General features: G+C 49.1%; 8 protein-coding genes. 5 read left to right on the forward strand and 3 right to left on the reverse strand.

The features are described from left to right. The coding region (locus KBW69_RS14400) for a transposase (protein ID WP_257281307.1) at positions 1–687 on the forward strand (687 nt) is incomplete at its 5' end. Between the two features lies 1 nt (position 688). Here the strand turns inward: KBW69_RS14400 and KBW69_RS14405 are convergent. Next, positions 689–874: a hypothetical protein gene (locus tag KBW69_RS14405; protein WP_257281308.1), complete on the reverse strand. Its 186-nt coding sequence runs from the start codon at positions 872–874 to the stop codon at positions 689–691. A 379-nt stretch (positions 875–1,253) separates the two neighbouring features. Further along, the gene (locus KBW69_RS14410) at positions 1,254–2,411 is read right to left on the reverse strand and encodes a hypothetical protein (protein ID WP_257281309.1); all 1,158 of its coding nucleotides are present in this window, start codon (positions 2,409–2,411) and stop codon (positions 1,254–1,256) included. 122 nt (positions 2,412–2,533) lie between these two features. Here KBW69_RS14410 and KBW69_RS14415 point away from each other — a divergent pair, with 122 nt between their 5' ends. Then, positions 2,534–2,944: a tRNA-dihydrouridine synthase gene (locus tag KBW69_RS14415; RefSeq protein ID WP_257281310.1), complete on the forward strand. Its 411-nt coding sequence runs from the start codon at positions 2,534–2,536 to the stop codon at positions 2,942–2,944. Positions 2,945–3,052: 108 nt separating this feature from the next. Continuing rightward, entirely contained in the window at positions 3,053–4,390 is a 1,338-nt protein-coding gene (locus KBW69_RS14420; protein WP_257281311.1) for a hypothetical protein, read from the forward strand. Between the two features lie 201 nt (positions 4,391–4,591). Here the strand turns inward: KBW69_RS14420 and KBW69_RS14425 are convergent, their stop codons facing one another. Next, positions 4,592–4,795, reverse strand: a complete 204-nt coding sequence (locus tag KBW69_RS14425) for a type II toxin-antitoxin system RelB/DinJ family antitoxin (RefSeq protein WP_373690701.1) — start codon at positions 4,793–4,795, stop codon at positions 4,592–4,594. A 194-nt stretch (positions 4,796–4,989) separates the two neighbouring features. Here KBW69_RS14425 and KBW69_RS14430 point away from each other — a divergent pair, with 194 nt between their 5' ends. Beyond that, positions 4,990–11,595 carry an AAA family ATPase gene (locus KBW69_RS14430; RefSeq protein WP_257281312.1) on the forward strand — a complete coding sequence of 2,202 codons (6,606 nt, stop codon included), beginning with the start codon at positions 4,990–4,992 and terminating at the stop codon, positions 11,593–11,595. A gap of 242 nt (positions 11,596–11,837) precedes the next feature. Then, positions 11,838–19,553, forward strand: coding sequence for an AAA family ATPase (locus tag KBW69_RS14435; RefSeq protein WP_257281313.1), 7,716 nt, complete (start codon positions 11,838–11,840; stop codon positions 19,551–19,553). Positions 19,554–19,560 lie beyond the last annotated feature (7 nt).

The raw sequence follows: 19,560 nt of genomic DNA on the forward strand, positions 1-19,560 counted from the left end.
AGGTTTGTCACCCTCTCTAATGGAGAGCAGTACCAACCCCTTAATGCTTTCAAAAAGCACCAGCTACAGCTTGCAGTAGAGCAAAGAAAACTCTCTCGCAAGATGAAATTCTCTGCCAACTGGCAGAGGCAAAAGCAGCGTATTAACCGGCTTCACAGCAAGATAGCCGCCTGTCGTCAGGACTTCCTTCACAAGACCTCAACGGAAATCAGCAAGAAACACGCAAGGGTTGTCATTGAGGATTTGAAGGTATCGAATATGTCCAGATCGGCGAAAGGCACTGCTGAAAAGCCGGGCGTTAACGTCAAGGCCAAATCAGGGCTGAACAAGTCCATTCTCGATCAGGGATGGTATGAGTTCAGACGACAGCTTGAGTATAAGCAGCACTGGTTGGGTGGTGATGTGGTCTCAGTGAAACCACAATACACCAGCCAGACTTGTAGTGCCTGTGGTCACGTTCACAAGGACAACCGCAAGTCACAGGCAGGTTTTAAATGTGTTGCTTGTGGTCATGCCGAAAATGCCGACATTAACGCTGCCAAGAATATCTTAGCGTCAGGACATGGCGTGTTAGCCTGTGGAGCGGGTTCGTTGGAACCTGTGACGAAGCAGGAACCACTGCGAAATCGTGAGAAAGTAGCAGCCTGGGCTAGGCGCCCCCATGGGAATCCCCCACTGATTTCTTGAATCAGTGGGGGAGGATGTCAACCGATAACATCCTGTTCCATAGCTTGTACAGGTTACCGCCCGGATTATTTTCAAAGTCAGCCCGAGACTGACCATCAATACCGGTAGCTCCCTTATTGGCTTTCACTCTCAGCCAGACTTGCCAAACAAGCCCTTTAGAAATTGTAAACGGTTTTGCTTCAGTCATAGATTCATCCCGACTAATTTGGTTGATCCATTCCTTCCACTGGAATTGCAGTTACGAGCAGACCGACTCTGCTGTCGTGGCACACTGCTCTGCCTGGGAATAAATACGGGGAGCTGTTCACACTCCGATGCAGCAGCATGGGAGCGAATTGAAATGGTACGGAAATTAACACTTAGCTGCACTAATCGTTCCGGTGTTTTATCGGTGGGCGAATGGTTGCTGGTCATTTAGTACATATGTTTTGTTTGCTATGGAGCCAAGCATAGTGCCAGATGGTAAAACGGTAAAGAGTAATAGCCTGCAATGGTTTGTTCCAATAAAACACTTGACCAGACTATTCATTTGTCTGGTCAAGTGTCCGGGACGATTCTTAAGCATGTCAGAGCATGCTTGCAGCAACAAGGTACATTGCGACCAAAAGGGCAAACCCCGGCGGGTTGTAGAGGGAGTTTGCCTGATTGATCAGGCGTTGCCTGATGCTACCTACATTGACGGTCAGGGTCGATTTCCACAGCCGCACACTGCCATATTCGGGTAATGCCTCAAACAGATAAACGTCACTATTTCGGTATTCCGGTTTGAGAATAACCAGACGCTCGCCTGCATGCTGACACAACCAACTATCGACAATCACTCCTTTATCGTTCAGCAGGCTGACCTTGCTGTTGGATTCCTCACAAAGTGCAACCACCGGGTGATGCGCAGCTTCAGAAATATGTTCAGTTCGGGTCTGGTTGTAGCCGATCTCCCACACTAACTCAATGGGACGTGCCAGTGAATAGTTATATCCGGTTGGAACAGCTTCAGTAGCCTTTGCAATAACGGTTTTAGTCACTGTTTTGGTAACTGTTGCGGTATCAGAATCAGTTTCATTATAGATCTTGGAAATATTGACAGGAACAGGAGTCGTGACAGGAGCAAGAGTCGTTGCATGATAAAGATCAGCAACAGGATCGGTTGCAGGGCAAATATTTGACTCTGGGTCAAATGGGCCAAGGCAGCTGGGATCAGGGTCGCCAGATTCTTTACAGATATGAATCCGGATACGCATATTATGTGTAAGGCAATGCCCACCTTCACGGCGGTTGATTGAAGACTCAGAGCCATCAGATGTGGATATCAAATAGTAATCTTTACCCCCTTCAAAGGCCTCATCTCCAGGTTCTTGAGAGTACTCAGGTGGATAAAAAGGGAGTTTTAGACGAATCAGATTTAAAGGATCTTTGCATAAGAAAATACGTGCATCAGGATCGTACTTGTTATCTACCCGACAGTCATCATAGCTCGTTTTGTTGTAGACCAACCATGCATTGTCGTACATTGTATGGGCTTGTCGATAGTAAACTCGTTTCTTTGTAACAATGTCAAAGTTTGGACAAATAATATTTATCTGTGAACCCAGTCTTACATACAGGGTTGTATTCACTTCATGCGAAAATAAAGGCCAATCCCAAAAAATACTTTCGTATTCTTCAACTGCATAACACACCGGCAAGAGGTGGTGTAATAGTGTAAATCCGAATACAACAAGCTTCATGTTTTTTTCTCCAGTACAGATCCGAAACCAAAAGTAGCAGAAAGTCCTGCGCATCCATGGTTTTTCGCCAATGTCCTGCTTCGGCAATAATGTTATACAGTGGTTATATCGACCTGTAAGGAGTGCTTTGCCGTGATTCTCTCATCCGGGAGTCTCTGGATATTCCGGTGATTGCCAATGGCGAAATCTGGAATCATGACGATGCTGAAAAATGCCGTGCAGTGTCTGGCTGTTCCGATTTACTGGTAGGGCGTGCTTCTCTCACCATCCCGGATATTACCGGTATGATTCTTGAGCGCCGTGGTGCAATTCCATGGTCGTCTGTGCTGAGGTTGATGATTGAGCTGGGTGAGCGTGATCTCGCAAATGGTAAATGGAAATACTACCCTTCTCGTTTAAAGCAATGGCTGAATTATCTGCGCAAGGCCTATCCGGAGGTTCAGGGTTTGTTTGCCAGGGTTCGTGTGATTAAAGACGCTGATGCTATTGTCAAGGCCGTTGCTCGGGATCAAAAGAAAGTCTCACTCATTTAATCCACCTGAGTTTTTAGCCGACATAGCACATAAGGTGAATACAAAGATGATAAACCAATGGATCAAAAGCCAATGAGCCGTATGGAGGGGTGCAAGCATACTTACAGAATGACTCTGGATCAGGGCGAGGGTCGTATTGCTGCGGTTAGTAGGGCTGCTAAAGCACTAATATTTGGATATCGGGTCAGTTCGGTGGATAATTCCCGGCGATATACTCCATCGCCTGAAGCCTCCGGTTCTACCTTGGAGGAGAAAAGTATTTTGGCACGGGATGTGGCAGCCACACCCCCTTCACCTGTTTTAAGTAAGCGTGCCCCGGTTCACTTTTCCCGGGCTATTTTGTCTGCTTTTTCTTCTGAGACGGATAAGCATCAGGCAGCGTATCTCACAGAATGTGTTAGTTATAATTCCAAATCGGGTGAGATTGTTCCGAAAACGTCTTGGATTGGCCGACTGTTCAGGCCAAAGCATAAAGAGCCAACGCGTGTTGAGGTCAATGATAGTTTCAAAGCTGCACTTCAGAATGCTTTTCCTGACGCTGACGTCAATAAGGTATTTGATGCTTGTTTTTCTCGGGGGTATGACCCCGCAACGCACAAAATAACCGAAAAAGAGGCTCTGTTGCTATTAAATGCGTTGAAGCTGCCTCCACAGAAAGATTCTGCGCAAAAGCCTGATAATGCTGCTGTTGATTTGACGAGTGATGCATTGGTGTTTCAATACGATAAAGAATCGAAGTCGATTATGTTGGTAGATGATCTGCGTTCCTATCTAATAAGAAGAAATGGGTTGGACGATTCTGACACTGCTTATCAGACTGACTTTGATATTCAGTACGGCCAGGATCATACTGCTTTGCGTCAGAAGCTATCCCATAGCTTCTTTAAAAAAGCCGTAAAAGGCTGGATTAAAGATATGGGAGGGGATTCTTTCAATGCCGGTCTTATTTTCAAAGAAGCCCGGGAGCTTGCGTTGGGGATTAAAGAACAACCCGAGTCATTCACGGGTGAAGACGGGATTAAAATGCTAAAGCTAATGGGGAATTCACCCGTACTCAACCTGTCTCAGGCAGGCATTCAGCAATTTTTTCCAGGTGGTAAAAACTTTTCTGAATTACTCGAGCTGGTGGCAAAAAAGATTCAGTACAGCAATGTACCTTTACCTGCTCTTACTCCCGAGCAAGAACGCCAGTTTGTGGCAAACTGCCGGGGTGCTGTGAGGGAGGAAGTAAATAAATCCATCCGGGACTCAAGGGAAAAACTGGAGAAGTTCGAAAAAGAAGGAAAAGAGATTACAACTAATTTGATATCGGATGCCGCTATTGGTTCTTTGTTGTTCACGGATGAACTCAGAAAAATGGCCCTCGATGAATATATCAAGCTGGTGTCAAATGCCTATTCTGAAACTCTGTATAACGAACTGAAAAACCGCCACAATGATGGCTAAACACGATCTCTTCGTTCCCAGTCGAGTCGCCAGAGGGAACTTCCCCGCTACGTGATCCGTATGGCTCGTGGTGCGGGAGGAGCAGAGCCGTGAGGCTCTGCCCAATCCCGATTATGTTATGTCGCTAGCCAAATAAATCAGAATGTGATCCAGATCTATAATCCTTTTTGAATTTCGTTGACCGTACTGGAGTAAGCATCATTATTTGTCCAGATCATTAAACATTTCTTCCATAGAATCATATCGAGTCAAACCTAAACCCTTGCCTGTGTCTTCGAAAGTTTTAAGGGTTTCTTCATTAGGTATACGAACATCAAAAGGCAACCCGTTACACAAGCCTACCTGCTTATAAAACAAAGTGATTGCATCTGTTGCGTTCAGAGCAAGTTTCCTGTCTATCGCTATTTCTCAAATAGCTTATTGTTTTAGATCATTGTCTAGCCATTTGGTTCCCTGTGCTGTTTATGAATCTTTCGTGAAGCTATTACATTTGTGATAGTTACGGGTATCTATCCAAATGAAACTTTTATCCTGTCTGAAGGTCATATAGTCAAATAATTTTTAATGCAGTCTTTCAGATTACAGGAGTGAGATTAATTATGGATGGCCATATTGATGGGGCAATAAACAAACGTATTCCTGCCAGAGATATGCCTGATAGAGAGGTGCCTGATAGAGGCGTGCCTCAGAGCGGCTTGCCAGACAGGACGTCAAAGCTGGAATTATCGTCGAATGAGCGTGTTGAAATCTGCAGTGAGGTAACTCCCGAACTCAATAGATCGTCACCTTCAATGGCACTGCCTTATAAAGCGAGAACCGTATCCTCAATGGATTCCTCGCTTCGCAAAACCCCTGATTCCTTCGATTTTCGTTTTGTCGCCAGTGATGATGAGATTCGACAACTTTTAATGGCCCGGACCGGCGATGAACATCGGGATGTCACCCTTATTTCCCACCCCGATGACCTCTCACAGGCTAATCTGGTGAGCCGGTTGAGTATTTCTGAAGAGGGTCGCCAGGTTCTGCGTTCAGGCAAGTTGTTTGAAGGGTCGCAGCCACTCACCCTGGTGATAGATATCCGCAAACTCTCCAATGAGGAACTGCCAAAATTTAACGATCTACTGGACCCGGATAACCCCTGTCTATACGACAAAGTCAGTCAGAAACAACGCCCTCTGGGAGAGCATGTTGCCCTGCTGGTTCTGGCAGACCCTGCACAGTTGACATCGGTTGACCAGCGTGACGACGCTTCGGGAGCCGCTGCTTCGGGAGCCGCCGCTCCGGGCGCTGATTTCTGGCGGCGAATTAATCGACCGGAAAATACCTGGCAATGCGACCCACTGATCGGCAATGACCCTTCGATGGAGATCGACGAGGTTTCTCCGCTATTGGCTGAACTCCCCTGTGCCGAAAGCGTTATGGATGACGACAATACTGTTCTTATTGACTGTCACTTGCACAGTCACTGGCGACAGTTGCTGCTGGGCGGCCCAGGAGTGGATAAACAGGGGCGAATCCAGCATATACCCGGCAGGCTTGAAACATTGAGGGCCGGACAAAGGGTGATTCTGAAAGGAGCCAACTGGCAGGATCTGGCCTTTGAACAGACAATTCGACAGATGCTGGCGCGAAAGTGCTTTGAGACCAATGGTGAGATCCGTCAGTTACCAGACGATGTTCAGTTTTATCAGATGCCGGTGGAGAATGCCGAGCTTCATTCACTGTTCCAAAGCCTGCCCCACTCCTTATCCCAAGCTGGTAATGCACCAGGAACCCCGATCATCATTAACCAGGGTAATATCGCAGAATGGCTGAACCCCATTGCCATTGCCCCGGAAGGCTATGCAGTGCCTAACACTTGTTTGTTGGAACAGATTCGGGCGGGTGGTGCAGTCACCGTAACCTCTCCCCTCACAGAGGCGCTATGGTTTTGTTTGCTGGGCACTCTGCAGACGATTCGTGAAACAACAGGCCTGGAGCCCCGACTTCAGGTAGCTCATTCAAAACAGCAGCCTGAAGCTCTGGGGTTGGAAGAAAAAGATGAGTACTCCATTCGAGATCATGCTGCCTTCGATGCCGTCACGTATCAGCAACCTTCTCAGGCCAGTCATTGGATAAAGCACCAGCAGCCAGCACCTCTGGTGATTCAGGTCAATGAACAGACCAGCTTCAGTCAGCTATTTGATACTATTCAAATCACCTCAGAACAAAAGGCACATTTGGGTCGGCGTCAGAGTGAGTTGCAGGAGGCATTCACTGCTGGCAAACCGATTGTATTGTGGGGACTGGAAAGTAATCCAACACTTCAGCAGCTTCTGGAACCCTTGATGGTTGGACAACCGCTGTTGGTCAATGGCCAATTACAAGCCTACCCACAAGCTCATATCACCCTGCTTTGGCCTGAGTCTGCGAACAGCCCATCTTCGATATTCAGTTCAATGGTTGCCAGGGGTAAACCGTGTCCTGAGGTGGATATCTGGGATATCAGTGCAGTCAATCATGGTATCTCCCGGCCAGAGCTGCCAGAACGAGCACTTCACGCACTTTACGAAGCGTTTAAAACCGTACCTCCCCACCTTTGTAACCCACTGCCTGAGTTGACCGAAGGGTTATTAAATAACCTGATACTGGCTGCCCGGCGAGCACAGCAGATCGACCAGTCCCCAAAGCTCCTGCCCCGACACTGGCGCAAGGCCATCAATAGCGTCATCACCCACGACACCCGACAGAATCCGGCAGTGCGGGATTTTATGAAAGTGGCCTGTTGGCACATACTGCCCGACGCTCATGAGGAGCCGGGTCAGCATCAAACTGCCTCGGTAGACCCGGATCGGTTGAATGCCATCATCGGCAGTGCCCCGCAGTTGGATAGAGCGTTTGTGAAGCAGAACCTGTGGCCACTGGCCAGAGCCTTTGACCTGACAGTCCTTGAGGACAGCCAATTTGCAGGATTACAACTGTCCTACGAAACTCCATTTCCAGTGCGGGGTGAAGAAGAGATTCTGGACAGGCTTTGTGCCATCATCCTGGCCCATGCGCCTGAAGCACAACGAGCAGCAATAGCGTATCAGTTAGCCGTCGAACCGGCGGCAGCAGAGCCTTATCAGCGCTTGGCCATCAGACCATCAAGACAGATTAAACGTTTACAAGATGCTCTGGCTTCCGGCTGGCAGTTACCCTTGCCATTGGGGCAGATCCGATCCGATGCCATTCACGCTCTGGCCAGAGATTGTTTTCATATTGCCAGAACAGCACATTCTGACGCGGCAGGCATTGAACAGATAGAAAGTCGACTGTCTCAATCATTGGAGTGGCAGGGTTCCGCCGATCAGCCTTTGTCAGCACTGGCTGACGATCTTTATCACGGCCTGATGAATCAGAAGGATCGTGAAAGCCGTCGATTATCCTCACTCTATGACCGGTTTGCGGACTCACCCGTTATATTTCTGCAGGGAGAAACCGGCACCGGGAAAAGTTATTTTTTCGCCAGAATGACGAAGACTTCAGGGCAGGCTTCGGTCATTTCCCTTGGGCCTGCTGACAGCGAAAAAGCCCTGATGAAACGCTGGCAGTGGCGAAAGCACGGAGATGGCGACTGCTCTGCGGAACAGCAAAACCAGGTACTGATGGAATGGGCCAACATCCGGGCCGACAAAGACGAACACAAAGACGGGCGCCATGTTGAAAAAAAATATGTTGAAGAAAAATATGTCACCCTGGTTCTGGATGAAGCCAACCTCACCAAAACCGGACTGCTGGCGTCATTGAACGGCTTATGGGAAGCGGAGCCCTGTATCTATGTGAATAGTCATCCTGTCAGGGTCAGCTCAAAACACCGGGTAATTATCACCAGTAACCCGGACCATGACGCCGGGTGCCAGCTCGACCCGACCGTGAAAGAGAAGTTGTCCAGGACATACTCCCCCACCCTGAACCGGGCTTTCCTTCGGGACAGAGTGGTGGAACCGGCTCTGATCAGGCATTTACAACCGCATCTGCCCGACTATCAAATAGACACTCTTGCACAAAGTGCCACCGGGAGTGTGATGGCGCTCTGGCAATATTATCAGGAACTGTTGCCAGAGCATGACTTTACCCCCAGGGATTTAACGGATATCTGCAGCTGGGTGGGTTGGTATCTGGATGGTGCATTACCCGTCAGTGACAGTGTTACCTGTGAGCAAATGAACGGTTTGATCCAGCAAAGTTTTCGCGATGTGCTGGGTCCTGAAATCAGCGAGACTCATCAGGATGCACTGTCAGCGCTGGAGCTTAGGTTTGCTGCCCGTTACTCCCCGGACAACACCCTGAGCGACAAAGTTCATAATCAGAGCATCCTGCCCCACATACAGCAGGCCTTCAAAAAATTCACCGAACAAACCCGACCTGACTTTGATACATCCGGTTCAGCAGTCAGTGAGCTGGTGCAACGGCTTGGACAGGATTTAAGTCGCTGTCAGCAGGCTTATCATCTCAACAGAAAACACGACGGTCGTCGGGCGACACTGATTGAAGGCCCGACCGGACGGGGTAAGGACGCCACACTGAATCTGGTGATTGAAAGTGTTAAACGGCAGGCTGTGCAGCGGGGGGAATCCATGCCAGAGGTCTTTCGCCTGAATGCCTGTGATGGTTCCCGGGACAAACTCTTTGAAGCCATCCGGACAGCACAAATCGATGGTGGCATCGTGGTTATTTCAGAAATGAATCTGATCGACAGCCAGCATCTGGAAGGTGAGCTAAACGATCTTCTGGCCGGTGACGCCCATCCCGGATTCCACTTGTTTGCCACTATCAACCCACCCGGGTACAGCGGGCGAAAACCATTATCACCGACGCTGAAGGGGCGTTTCCGACAGTTGCCCATCCGGCAATACAGCCAGGAAGAGTTGCAGACCATTGCCGGGAAAGTGCTGCCAGAAACCCCACTGGGAAAAACCGTGGCTGAACAGCTGACTCGGCAACATTGTCGTCTGAGGGCTGAGCTGCAACGGAAAAAACTGCCGTTGCAGCTCACCAGCCTTGATTTACAGAATGTGGCCAGGGCCGTTGTCCGGGGAGGCGATTTTTCCGAAGATGGAATTAACCAGTGCCTCAATCAGCACTACCGGCTTTATCTGCTGGCCGCCAGGATATCGTTGCAGGAACTGTCAGAGCCACCGGCTCTTGCCATGGTTAAAAGGGAGCCTGATGCTACATCTGAAACCTCATCGAACAAGGGTCAATGGGCATTATCGCCAGCTGCAACATGGGTGAAGACCGGCACTGCTGCCGATGGAACGGGTGAAATCAAGCCTGAACTGACACCTGCTGTGACTCACTCCGACTACCCGTTACTCCGCTTGCCCCAGGAAGTGTTCAACAGAATCGCCAGCTATTTATCAATCAACGATATCAATCATTTTGGGAAAACTTCGTCGTCCATGGACAATCGCCTGAGATATTGCGGCCTCGGAGAGGTCCGGCACTTTCTCTCCCAGACCGGGCAAAGGCAGTCTTCTTGCCGGGCAATCATTCAGTCCAGTCATATACTCCTTGAGTACCTCAGAACCTTGTCCATATTTTCTGTTCGCCACTTCCCTGCACAACTGGGTCCGGCTTTTTACTCCTATTATGCTAGCCATATGCGCCAGCAGGTTCTTGATGGGGCTGCACTGACCCTCATACCTATTGGCAGTTTAAATGTTAAAGATTTTAACTATCACTTGCGTGATCATATTCCCATTATCATTGAGGGGAAGTCGCGGAACTACAGTGATATTCTGGCTCTGGATGGTGATGGTCACTGGGCCAGAAAAGCTGAGATCAAACACGGTGGTATGGTCAATTATGGACATCAGCGGGCCGACCATATTTTATTTGTCCCGCAACCCGTTCCGTTAAAAATTTTTCGCCACAATTACAGTGGTAAAGAGCATTTACTGTCTGTTTATGAATGCAAAAATGATTCGTGGGTTGAGCAACAGCTGACAACAGGTGACGTTTTTCCTGAATGTGAGGACAAGTATCTGAGTAACATCCACCTGTCACCGGATGCCAGATCACTGGTCTGCATTAACACGGGGCGAGCGGGTGCTATTCTCGGTCAGGGGGCCGATGGACGGTGGGTCAATAGAGGCAACATTAATACAGGCCTTAATCATCATTTGCTGTTCAGTGCCGACAGCAAACATCTTGCGCTTTATGATGGATCATTCATTATGCTGATGGGGCAGGCAGACGATGAATCCTGGTTACAAACCGGCGATATTAATGTCAGAGATCCTGCCGATGACGACAAATTCACGCCCAGTGGCGAACAAGTGAGCGAATTTGATTTTGATCTCGACGTTATATTCAGCCCGGATAACCGCCATTTCGCCACATGGTTTGATGATGCCGGTGAGGATACCTATGACAGTGATATTGAACGGGATTATTTCTTTGTCGTCATTTTTGCCCGTGGCCCGGAAGGGCAGTGGCGTGAAAAAGAGAGAATAATTGAATACTGTAGCCAGCCAAGTCGGTATTTCTATCTTAAACCTGAATTTAGCCCCGATGGTCGGCTTCTGATTATCACCACCGAAGACAGTTTTCAGATCTGGGAATTAACGACTGACGACCAATGGCTACCCTCTGTTCAGGAGGCGCCCGAAAGCGGTGGTGGTGTGATTCACTTTTCTGTGGACCCTCGTGAGTTCATCAGAAGGAGCGGGGAGAGTGTAACGATCTGGCGCAAGGCGGCGTCCGGAATCTGGGGCCAGACACAATCATTTCCGGCTGGGTCCCTGGTAGTAATCAGTCCCAGCGGTGAAACCATTGTTTGTAATGATCCTGCGGGCCATACGGATATTTATCAACGTAAGCCTGCTGGTGAACTTTGCGGTGAACCTGACGGTGAGTGGATCAATCAACGCATCGAATTTCCCATCAATAAAGCCGATTTCAATGAAGAAAGTTGCCTTCTGGCTGTGATTCCTCAATCGGACATGCACAGGCTGATTCTGTTCGGGTTGTCGGCAGACGGGAGCTGGCTGGAAAGGACCCGTTTGCGAACAGAAGGCAGGATTAAGAAATTTTGCTTCAGCCCTTGCAGCCGCAACCTTCAGGTTACCAGTTTGCGCCCTGACAATGCTGATGATGTAACGCAAAAGGTTTTTTCGCTCTGGCAGATCAGGCCTAATGCAACCGGCGGGGCTTTAGCGGAGCAGGATGACTTGACCTGAGGGATATTCCGGCGATCTGAAAAACGGATAAACATCGGCATTCCAGTATCACATGCGTTCGGTTTGAGGCTTTTTGACCAATCAAAGATGCTCTGAGTCCATAATTTTACGATTGTCCATACTACCTTCGCAACATGAGATAGCTGTGGGTCTCTATCCAAATGGAACTTTCATCCTATTTTAAGGTCACATTATTAAACGGTTTCAACGCAGTTCCTGAGATTAGATGTAAGAGGTTGACTATGGATGGTCGGATTGATGGGCAAATAAACAAACGCGCTCCTGATAGAAAAGAGAGCCATAGTGGCGTGCCTCCCAGGGCACCAAAGTTGGAGTCATCGTCAAAAGATAAGGTAAAAATCTGCGATGAGTTCACCTCCAAACTGACGATATCCTCACCTCCGACTGTGTCGCCTGACAAAGCGAGAACCGTATCTTCAATAGATTCCTCAATCGCCAGAGCCTCTCATTCCTTCGATTTTCGTTTTGTCACCAGTGATGATGAGGTTCGACAGCTTTTAGTGGCCCGCACCGGCAACGAAAATCGCGACGTTACCCTTATCTCCCATCCCGATGACCTTTCACAGGCTAATCTGGTGAGCCGGTTGAGCATTTCTCAAGATGGTCGCAACGTTCTCCGCTCAGGCAAGCTGTTTGAAGGTTCAAAGCCACTCACTCTGGTGATGGATATCCGGAAACTCACCAGTGAGGAGCTGCCAAAATTTAACGATCTGCTGGACCCGGATAACCCCTGTTTATACGACAAAGTCAGCCAGAAAAAACGCCCCCTGAGAGAGCATGTTGATCTGTTGGTTCTGGCAAACCCTGAACAGTTGGCATCGGTTGGCCGGGCCGACGATGCACCGGGTGCTGATTTCTGGCGGCGAATTAACCGACCGGGCAATACCTGGCAATTTGATGCACAGACCAGCGATGACTCATCGATGGACATCAATGAAGTTCCATCGGTATTGGCTGAACTTTCCTCTGACGCAAGCGCTATGGATGACGACAATACCATTCTTATTGACTGCCACTTGCACAGTAACTGGCGACAGTTGCTGTTGGGTGGCCCCGGAGTGGATAAACAAGGGCGAATCCAGCATATCCCCGGCAGGCTTGAAACATTAAGGGCCGGACAACGGGTGATTCTGAAAGGCGCCAACTGGCAGGATCTGGCCTTTGAACAGACGATTCGACAGATGCTGGTGCAGAGGAGCTTTGAGAGTAATGGGAAGCTCCGGCAGTTACCCGACAATGTTCAGTTTTATCAAATGCCGGTAGGGAAGGACGAGCTTCATTCACTGTTCCAAAGCCTGTCATACCCTCTGTCACAGCCTGTTAACGCACCAGAAAACCCGATCATCATTAACCAAAGTAATATTTCGGGATGGCTGAACCCGATTGCCATTGCCCCGGAAGGCCATGCCGTTCCTAACAACTGTCTGTTGGAACAAGTTCGGGCGGGTGGTGTCGTCACCGTAACGTCTCCACTCACTGAGGCACTCTGGTTTTGTCTACTGGGCTCGCTGCAGACGATTCGCAAGACGACCGGTCTGGAGCCCCGGCTGCGGGTTACTCACACAAAAGGACAGCCGAAAGCCCTGGGATTGACAAAAAGCCATGAGTACTCAATGAAAGGTCACGCCCCCTTTAATACCGTCACGTATCAGCAACCTGCCGAGGCCAGTCAATGGATCAATGATCAGAAAACACCTCTGGTGATTCAAGTCAATGAACAGACCGGCCTCAGCCAGCTGTTTGATAATATCCATATCACCTCAGTGCAAAAGGCACATTTTGGACGGTGTCCAAGTGAGTTGCAGGAGGCTTTAACCTCTGGCAAGCCGGTTGTATTGCGGGGGCTCGAGGGTAATCCAGATCTTCAGCAGCTTCTGGAACCTCTGGCTGTCGGGCAGCCTCTGTTGGTGAATGGCCAATTACAAGCCTACCCACAAGCTCATGTTACCCTGCTCTGGCCTGAGTCTGCGAAAAGCCCGTCTCCGGTATTCAGTTCACTGGTTGCCAAGGGTGAACCCTGCCCTGAGGTTGATATCTGGGAGATCAATAGGGCCAGGCATGATATCCCCCGAACTGAACTGCCCGAACAGGCACTTCAGCAACTTTACGAAGCGTTTAAAACCGTACCTCGTCACCTTTGTAACCCTCTGCCTGAAATGACCAAAGGATTGCTGAATAACCTGATACTGGCTGCCCGGCGAGCACAACAGGTTGACCAGTCCCCGCAGCTTCTGCCTCGCCATTGGTGCAAGGCTGTCAATAGCGTCATCACCCACGGTACCCGGCAGAACCGTTCGGTACGTGATTTTATGAAAGTGGCTTGCTGGCATTTACTGCCGGATGTCTGCAAAAAGCCGGATGAGAATCAAACTGCCTCGGTGGACCCGGATCGGTTAAATGCCATCATCAATGGTGCCCCGCAGTTGGATAGAGAGTTTGTGACGCAGAACCTGTGGTCACTGGCCAGAGCCTTTGACCCGGCAGGATTGCAATTGTCCTATGAAAGACCCTTTCCACCGTTTGCCAGAAAACAAACCCTGAACAGGCTCTGTGCCTCAATCGTGGCTCATGCTCCTGAACCACAACGAGATGCAATAGCGTATCAGTTGGAAGTTGATCCGGCAGCAGCAGCGCAATATCAATCCTTAGCTATCAGGCCATCAAGGCAGATTAAACGTTTGCAAGATGCGCTGGCCTCTGGCTGGCAGTTACCTTTGCCACCGGGGCAGACCCGATCCGATGCCATTGAGGCTCTGGCCGCCGATTGTTTTCACATTGCCCGGGGAGAATATGTAACAGAGAATTCTGACGCAGAACGTATTGAACGTATTGAACGTATAGAAAATCGACTCTCTGAATCACTGGCATGGCAGGGTTCCGCTGACCGGCCCTTGTCAGCACTGGCTCAGGATCTTTATTACGGTTCGATGAATCAGAAGGATCGTGAAAGTCGTCGATTATCCCGACTCCATGACCGGCTTGCAGACTCTCCCGTGCTATTCCTGCAGGGAGAAACCGGCACCGGCAAAAGTTACTTTTCGGCCAGGGTGGCAGAGGCTTCAGGACAGGTTTCGGTGATGTCCCTTGGACCTTCTGACAGCGAACAGACTCTGATGAAACGCTGGCAGTGGCAAGAGCACGCTGATGGTGACCGCTCTATGGAGCAGCAAAACCGGATGCTGATGGAATGGGCCAAAACAACACACGACAAAGACGGAGAATATGTAACCCTTATTCTGGATGAAGCCAACCTGGCTAAAACCGGATTGCTGGCGTCATTAAACGGCTTATGGGAACCGGAACCCTGCATCTATGTGAATGGTCATCCTGTCAAGGTCAGCTCAAAACATCGGGTGATTCTCACCGGTAACCCGGATCATTACGCCGGGCGCCAGCTGGACCCGACCCTGAAAGAGAAACTGCCCAAGGCTTACTACCCTCGCCTGGACCGGGCTTTCCTTCGGGACAGGGTAGTGGAACCGGCTCTGATCAAACAGTTACAACGGCATCTGCCAGACGATCAAGTCAATAAAATTGCAAAAAGTGCCACCGAAAGTGTGATGACACTCTGGCAATATTATCAGGAGCTGTTGCCAGAGCACGATTTTACCCCCAGGGATTTAACGGATATCTGCAGTTGGGTGGGCTGGTATCTGGATTGTGCACTGCATGTAAACGACAGTGTTAATAAGGAAAAAATGTACGGTTTGATCCAGCAAAGTTTTCGGGATGTGCTGGGTCCCGAAATCAGCGAAACTCATCAGGATGCTCTGACAGCACTGGAAATCTGGTTTGCTGCCCGTTACCAGTCGAACAACACCCTGAGCAACAAAGTTCATAACCAGACCACCCTGAAGCTTATGCAGCAGGCCTTCAAAACATTCACCGAACAAACCCGACCTGACTTTGATACCTCCGGATCGGCAGTCCAGGAGCTGGTGCAACGGCTTGGACAGGATTTAAGTCGCTGTCAGCAAGCTTATCATCTCGACAGAAAACACGACGGACGTCAGGCGACGCTGATTGAAGGTCCGGCTGGACGGGGCAAGGATGCCACTCTCAATCTGGTGATTGAAAGCGTCAAACAGCAGGCTGAGCAACGGGGAGAAACCATGCCAGAGGTCTTTCCCCTGAATGCCTGTGATTGTTCCTGGGACAAAGTGTGCGAAAAGATCCAGACGGCAAAAGTGCAGGGCGGCATCGTGGTTATTTCAGAAATGAATCTGATCGACAGCCAGCATCTGGAAGGTGAGCTGAACGACATTCTGGCCGGTGACGCCCATCCCGGATTCCATCTGTTTGCCACCATCAATCCACCGGAGTACAGCGGACGAAAACAGTTATCACCGGCATTGAAAGGGCGTTTCCGACATTTGCCCATCCGGCAGTATAGCCAGGCCGAATTACAGACCATTGCTGAGAAAGTGTTACCACAGACCCTGCAGGGGAAAACCGTGGCTGAAAAGCTGACTCAGATACATTGTCGTCTAAGGATTGACCTGCACCGGAAAAAGCTACCGTTACAGCCCACCAGCCATGATTTGCAGAATGTGGCCAGGGCCGTCATCCGAGGGGGTGATTTTACCGAAGACGGACTGCATCAATGTCTTAATCAGCACTACCGACTTTATCTGATGGCTGCCGGGGTATCGTTGGAGGCACTGCCAGAGTCATCGGCGCTTGTCATGGGGAACAGTAAGCCTGATTCCGGACTTTGCAATTGGTTAAACCAGACAGTATCGGACATTGATCGTCCGTGGTTGATACGACGCAGTGATCTCAACAGTGTTGATGAAAAACGCCATGAAATAAGTATTAAGACTCGTCTGAGTGACGAGGAAGCCAAGACGGAAATGATCAAAATGGTGGCACAGGCCCGGTGGCTGGCATTCGATCTGTCCCTGAAGCCGGATCAATCGGACAATATTCTCACCCGGGCTCTCTACCGATGCTGGCAGCAAAGCTGGTTTAATCGTAAGTTTGGCCAGACGGGCGTGGACGCCAAGCGCTTATTTCCAATGACGGAAGAAGAGAAACAAACGCTGAAAATACCGGCTAACCAGCCTTATCTTCGGGAGGTTGAAAAGAGGATAGCGGCATGGGAAGCGGCATGGGACGGCCATGCCGTTCAGCAGCGGCCTGCGTTTTGGCATCAGATCAGGAGTCTGCCAAACCATTGGGTTGATGATTCTGAAAAATACAGCCCGCAAGTCTACGAGAAACAAGCTCCGGCATTGGATCAGAGAACGGACTATGAGCGTCAGAAGATGCCAAAACATAACAGTTGCCAAATTTTTAATACGCAGAACCATCCTCCCGCTATGTATCGCTGGTCGGCAAAGGATATTTATGTGACTGCCAAGGGTGATATCAAAGAGATCGCTATTGATGCCGTACCCATTCTGGGGGTCGAAAGCCTCGTACCGGATCGGTTACCAGGGCGTGATAAGGAAGTGGCATTAGCCAGCGATCAAACGCTGGCAACCTTCAAAGCGTCATCAGACGATGGTCAATATGCATTGCCCAGCCTGACGCCTGACGACTATATCGTGGCCCTGCGTATAGAAGATTTGACATGGAGCAGCCGGGCAATGAGCTTCTTCAGGCAACCTGTAGAACCGGATTTTACCCTGGTCAGGGACCGATACACCGGGCTTCATACACTGTCCATTCCAGAGGCCAAAGGCGAACAAAATATTGAAGTTACTTATATCGTAGAACCCAGAAAACCTGACGAAAAAACACCTGCAAAAGGAGCCCGCCCAGAACGGTCAACATGGTTTGACGCCGTCTGTTCAGAAGGCATGAAAACAGTACTGGACGAGTTGTTTACGAACATTGAGCAACAAACAACCGAAATACGGGAACCTTTGCGGAAAATAGCAGCCGCTCAAGGCACGGCAGAACGCATTCAGGCAATAACGGAGTATTGCGAACAGTTTTCCGGTGGTGTTAAACCAAAGCGCAAAGAGAATTTCTTTAAATTCCTGGTAACACGGCGGCAAGGGAGCTGTCGCCATCGTGTGCCTGTTTTTATTGCTCTTTGTCGTTATTTCGGGATTCCATGTCGGCAAATGACTAACACTACCCACATCTTTGCCGAGTGTTCCGGGGATGGAGGCCAAACCTGGATGTCAGTGGATTTGGGCGGGGCGCCTGTAAAGGACACAAAAGTGATACCAAAATTTCAGCCCACCAGAAAGGTGCATAGCTCCAGCGCTGCGCCAAAGAAAATTAAGGATCCCCTGAAAGGGGCAGATTTAGCACAACAGCAAACTCTGGCTAAAGCCTGTGCTACGAGCCCCGAGAAAACGAACAAAGCCCTTCAGACTAACAGTGCATTGCCAGAAACAATTCCAAGTACTTTCCAGATGGCAAAAAACCTTTGGGGACAAAAAGATTCAACCAGTTTTGCTATGGGTGTCTCATTGTTATCAAACAGTGCATTGCCAAAAACAATTCCAAGTACTTTCCAGACGGTAAAAAACCTTTGGGGACAAAAAGATTCAACCAGTTTTGCCATGGGTGTCTCATTGTTATCAAAGACAAAAGCATTGAGCGATGACGAGAAGAAATTGCTCGGTGTTGTGGCTCTCGACGATCAGGATGAGTCGGCGGAAGACATACCACGTTTCTTTGACATGATGGATGAAGTCGTTGGTGGGCCTGGCTTCGATCTGGATTGGAGGAATGAATCTCGCGACTATAAACCAATGTCAGAGGCAGTCATACAAATCTTGTTCGACAATGATGAAGATCAGGTCAGTGAACAACTTGAGTCACTGTACTCAAAAATGATTATTCAAGGCGGAGCAAATCCTCAAGAGTGGTTGAGTTCAATGGTGTATATATTGAGTCAGAGCGACCTGAACAAACCTTCGGTTATTCAGTTTGCCCTTAAAGCCATGGAATCGGGTTGGCTGGATCCACTGCCAGATTATGACAGTGATATTATCAATGCCTCTGAACATCATGAGCTTTTGGTGTCCCTGGAAGGCATCGATGAACTGAAGGTTAAAGCCGACCATTGTCTGAAAAAGTTTTATAACGCATTGTTGTCCAAGGAAAAAAATAGTGAGGTATGGCGTTCAAATTATAAAAAGTTCCAAAGGGAAACAGGTGATACCTTGCTCGTCACTCATTGCCATGACGGGTTTTCGCCATCCCTTGAAAATAAAATTGCCCATCGATCTATTCAAGACGTCTGGACGAACAATCCTGAGGGCATTCCGAATATAGAACGAATGCTGGTGCAACAGCCTGCTTTTCCACAGTTAAACTCGGGCAGGGGAAAACACCGTCCGGTGATTATCATGGGGGAACCCTCCTGGTGGTGTTATGTAATTGATGAAAAGGTTCAAGCCATGCTTGAACGAAAAGCAGAGAACAGTCCACAACTTAAGCGGATAATGGAAAAAAACAATCAATATGAGCTTGTGAGAAAACAACTCCTCAAAGATCTTGAAGAATCAGATGAAGCATTTAGTAAAAAAGAGCGTTTGATCGAAGCAGGAGATCACCCGAGTCTAACTCCCCTCAAGATGTCGGATGAGGAGAAAAAAACGCTGGATGACTTCAAAACTAAATGCAAGCAAGCGATTGAGCATGCCCTCAGTCATTATCTGTATGGATTGACACACTCAAAAGGCGGTTGCTTAACCTATTGTTGGGTTGAAGCTATCATGAATTCTGAGACTGGGTGTACCTACTTTAGCTACGGCGCTCATGATCCATCCTCACCAGAAGAGCTGTTTGCCATGATGTCTGATATTTATATCCCTCGCTCTGTTGAGGAATCTATCAAGGACGCCTACTTGCGACAAGCACACAACGGCAGTGATGCTCTGGTGCTAAAGTCCAAAGAGCTGAACATCATTGCTGGAGAGTTTTTGGGCAGTGTGAACTTGAATTCGATGTCTGAGTCATTGGATATCTGATCATAGT

This window comes from Endozoicomonas sp. ISHI1 (genome assembly GCF_024606225.1).
Taxonomy (GTDB): Bacteria; Pseudomonadota; Gammaproteobacteria; order Pseudomonadales; family Endozoicomonadaceae; genus Endozoicomonas_A.

Bases quoted from the DNA above. Each gene is read 5' to 3' on its own strand.
- KBW69_RS14410 (WP_257281309.1), bottom strand. From the start codon at position 2,411: ATGAAGCTTGTTGTATTCGGATTTACACTATTACACCACCTCTTGCCG.
- KBW69_RS14435 (WP_257281313.1), top strand. From the start codon at position 11,838: ATGGATGGTCGGATTGATGGGCAAATAAACAAACGCGCTCCTGATAGA.
- KBW69_RS14420 (WP_257281311.1), top strand. From the start codon at position 3,053: ATGACTCTGGATCAGGGCGAGGGTCGTATTGCTGCGGTTAGTAGGGCT.
- KBW69_RS14430 (WP_257281312.1), top strand. From the start codon at position 4,990: ATGGATGGCCATATTGATGGGGCAATAAACAAACGTATTCCTGCCAGA.
- KBW69_RS14405 (WP_257281308.1), bottom strand. From the start codon at position 874: ATGACTGAAGCAAAACCGTTTACAATTTCTAAAGGGCTTGTTTGGCAA.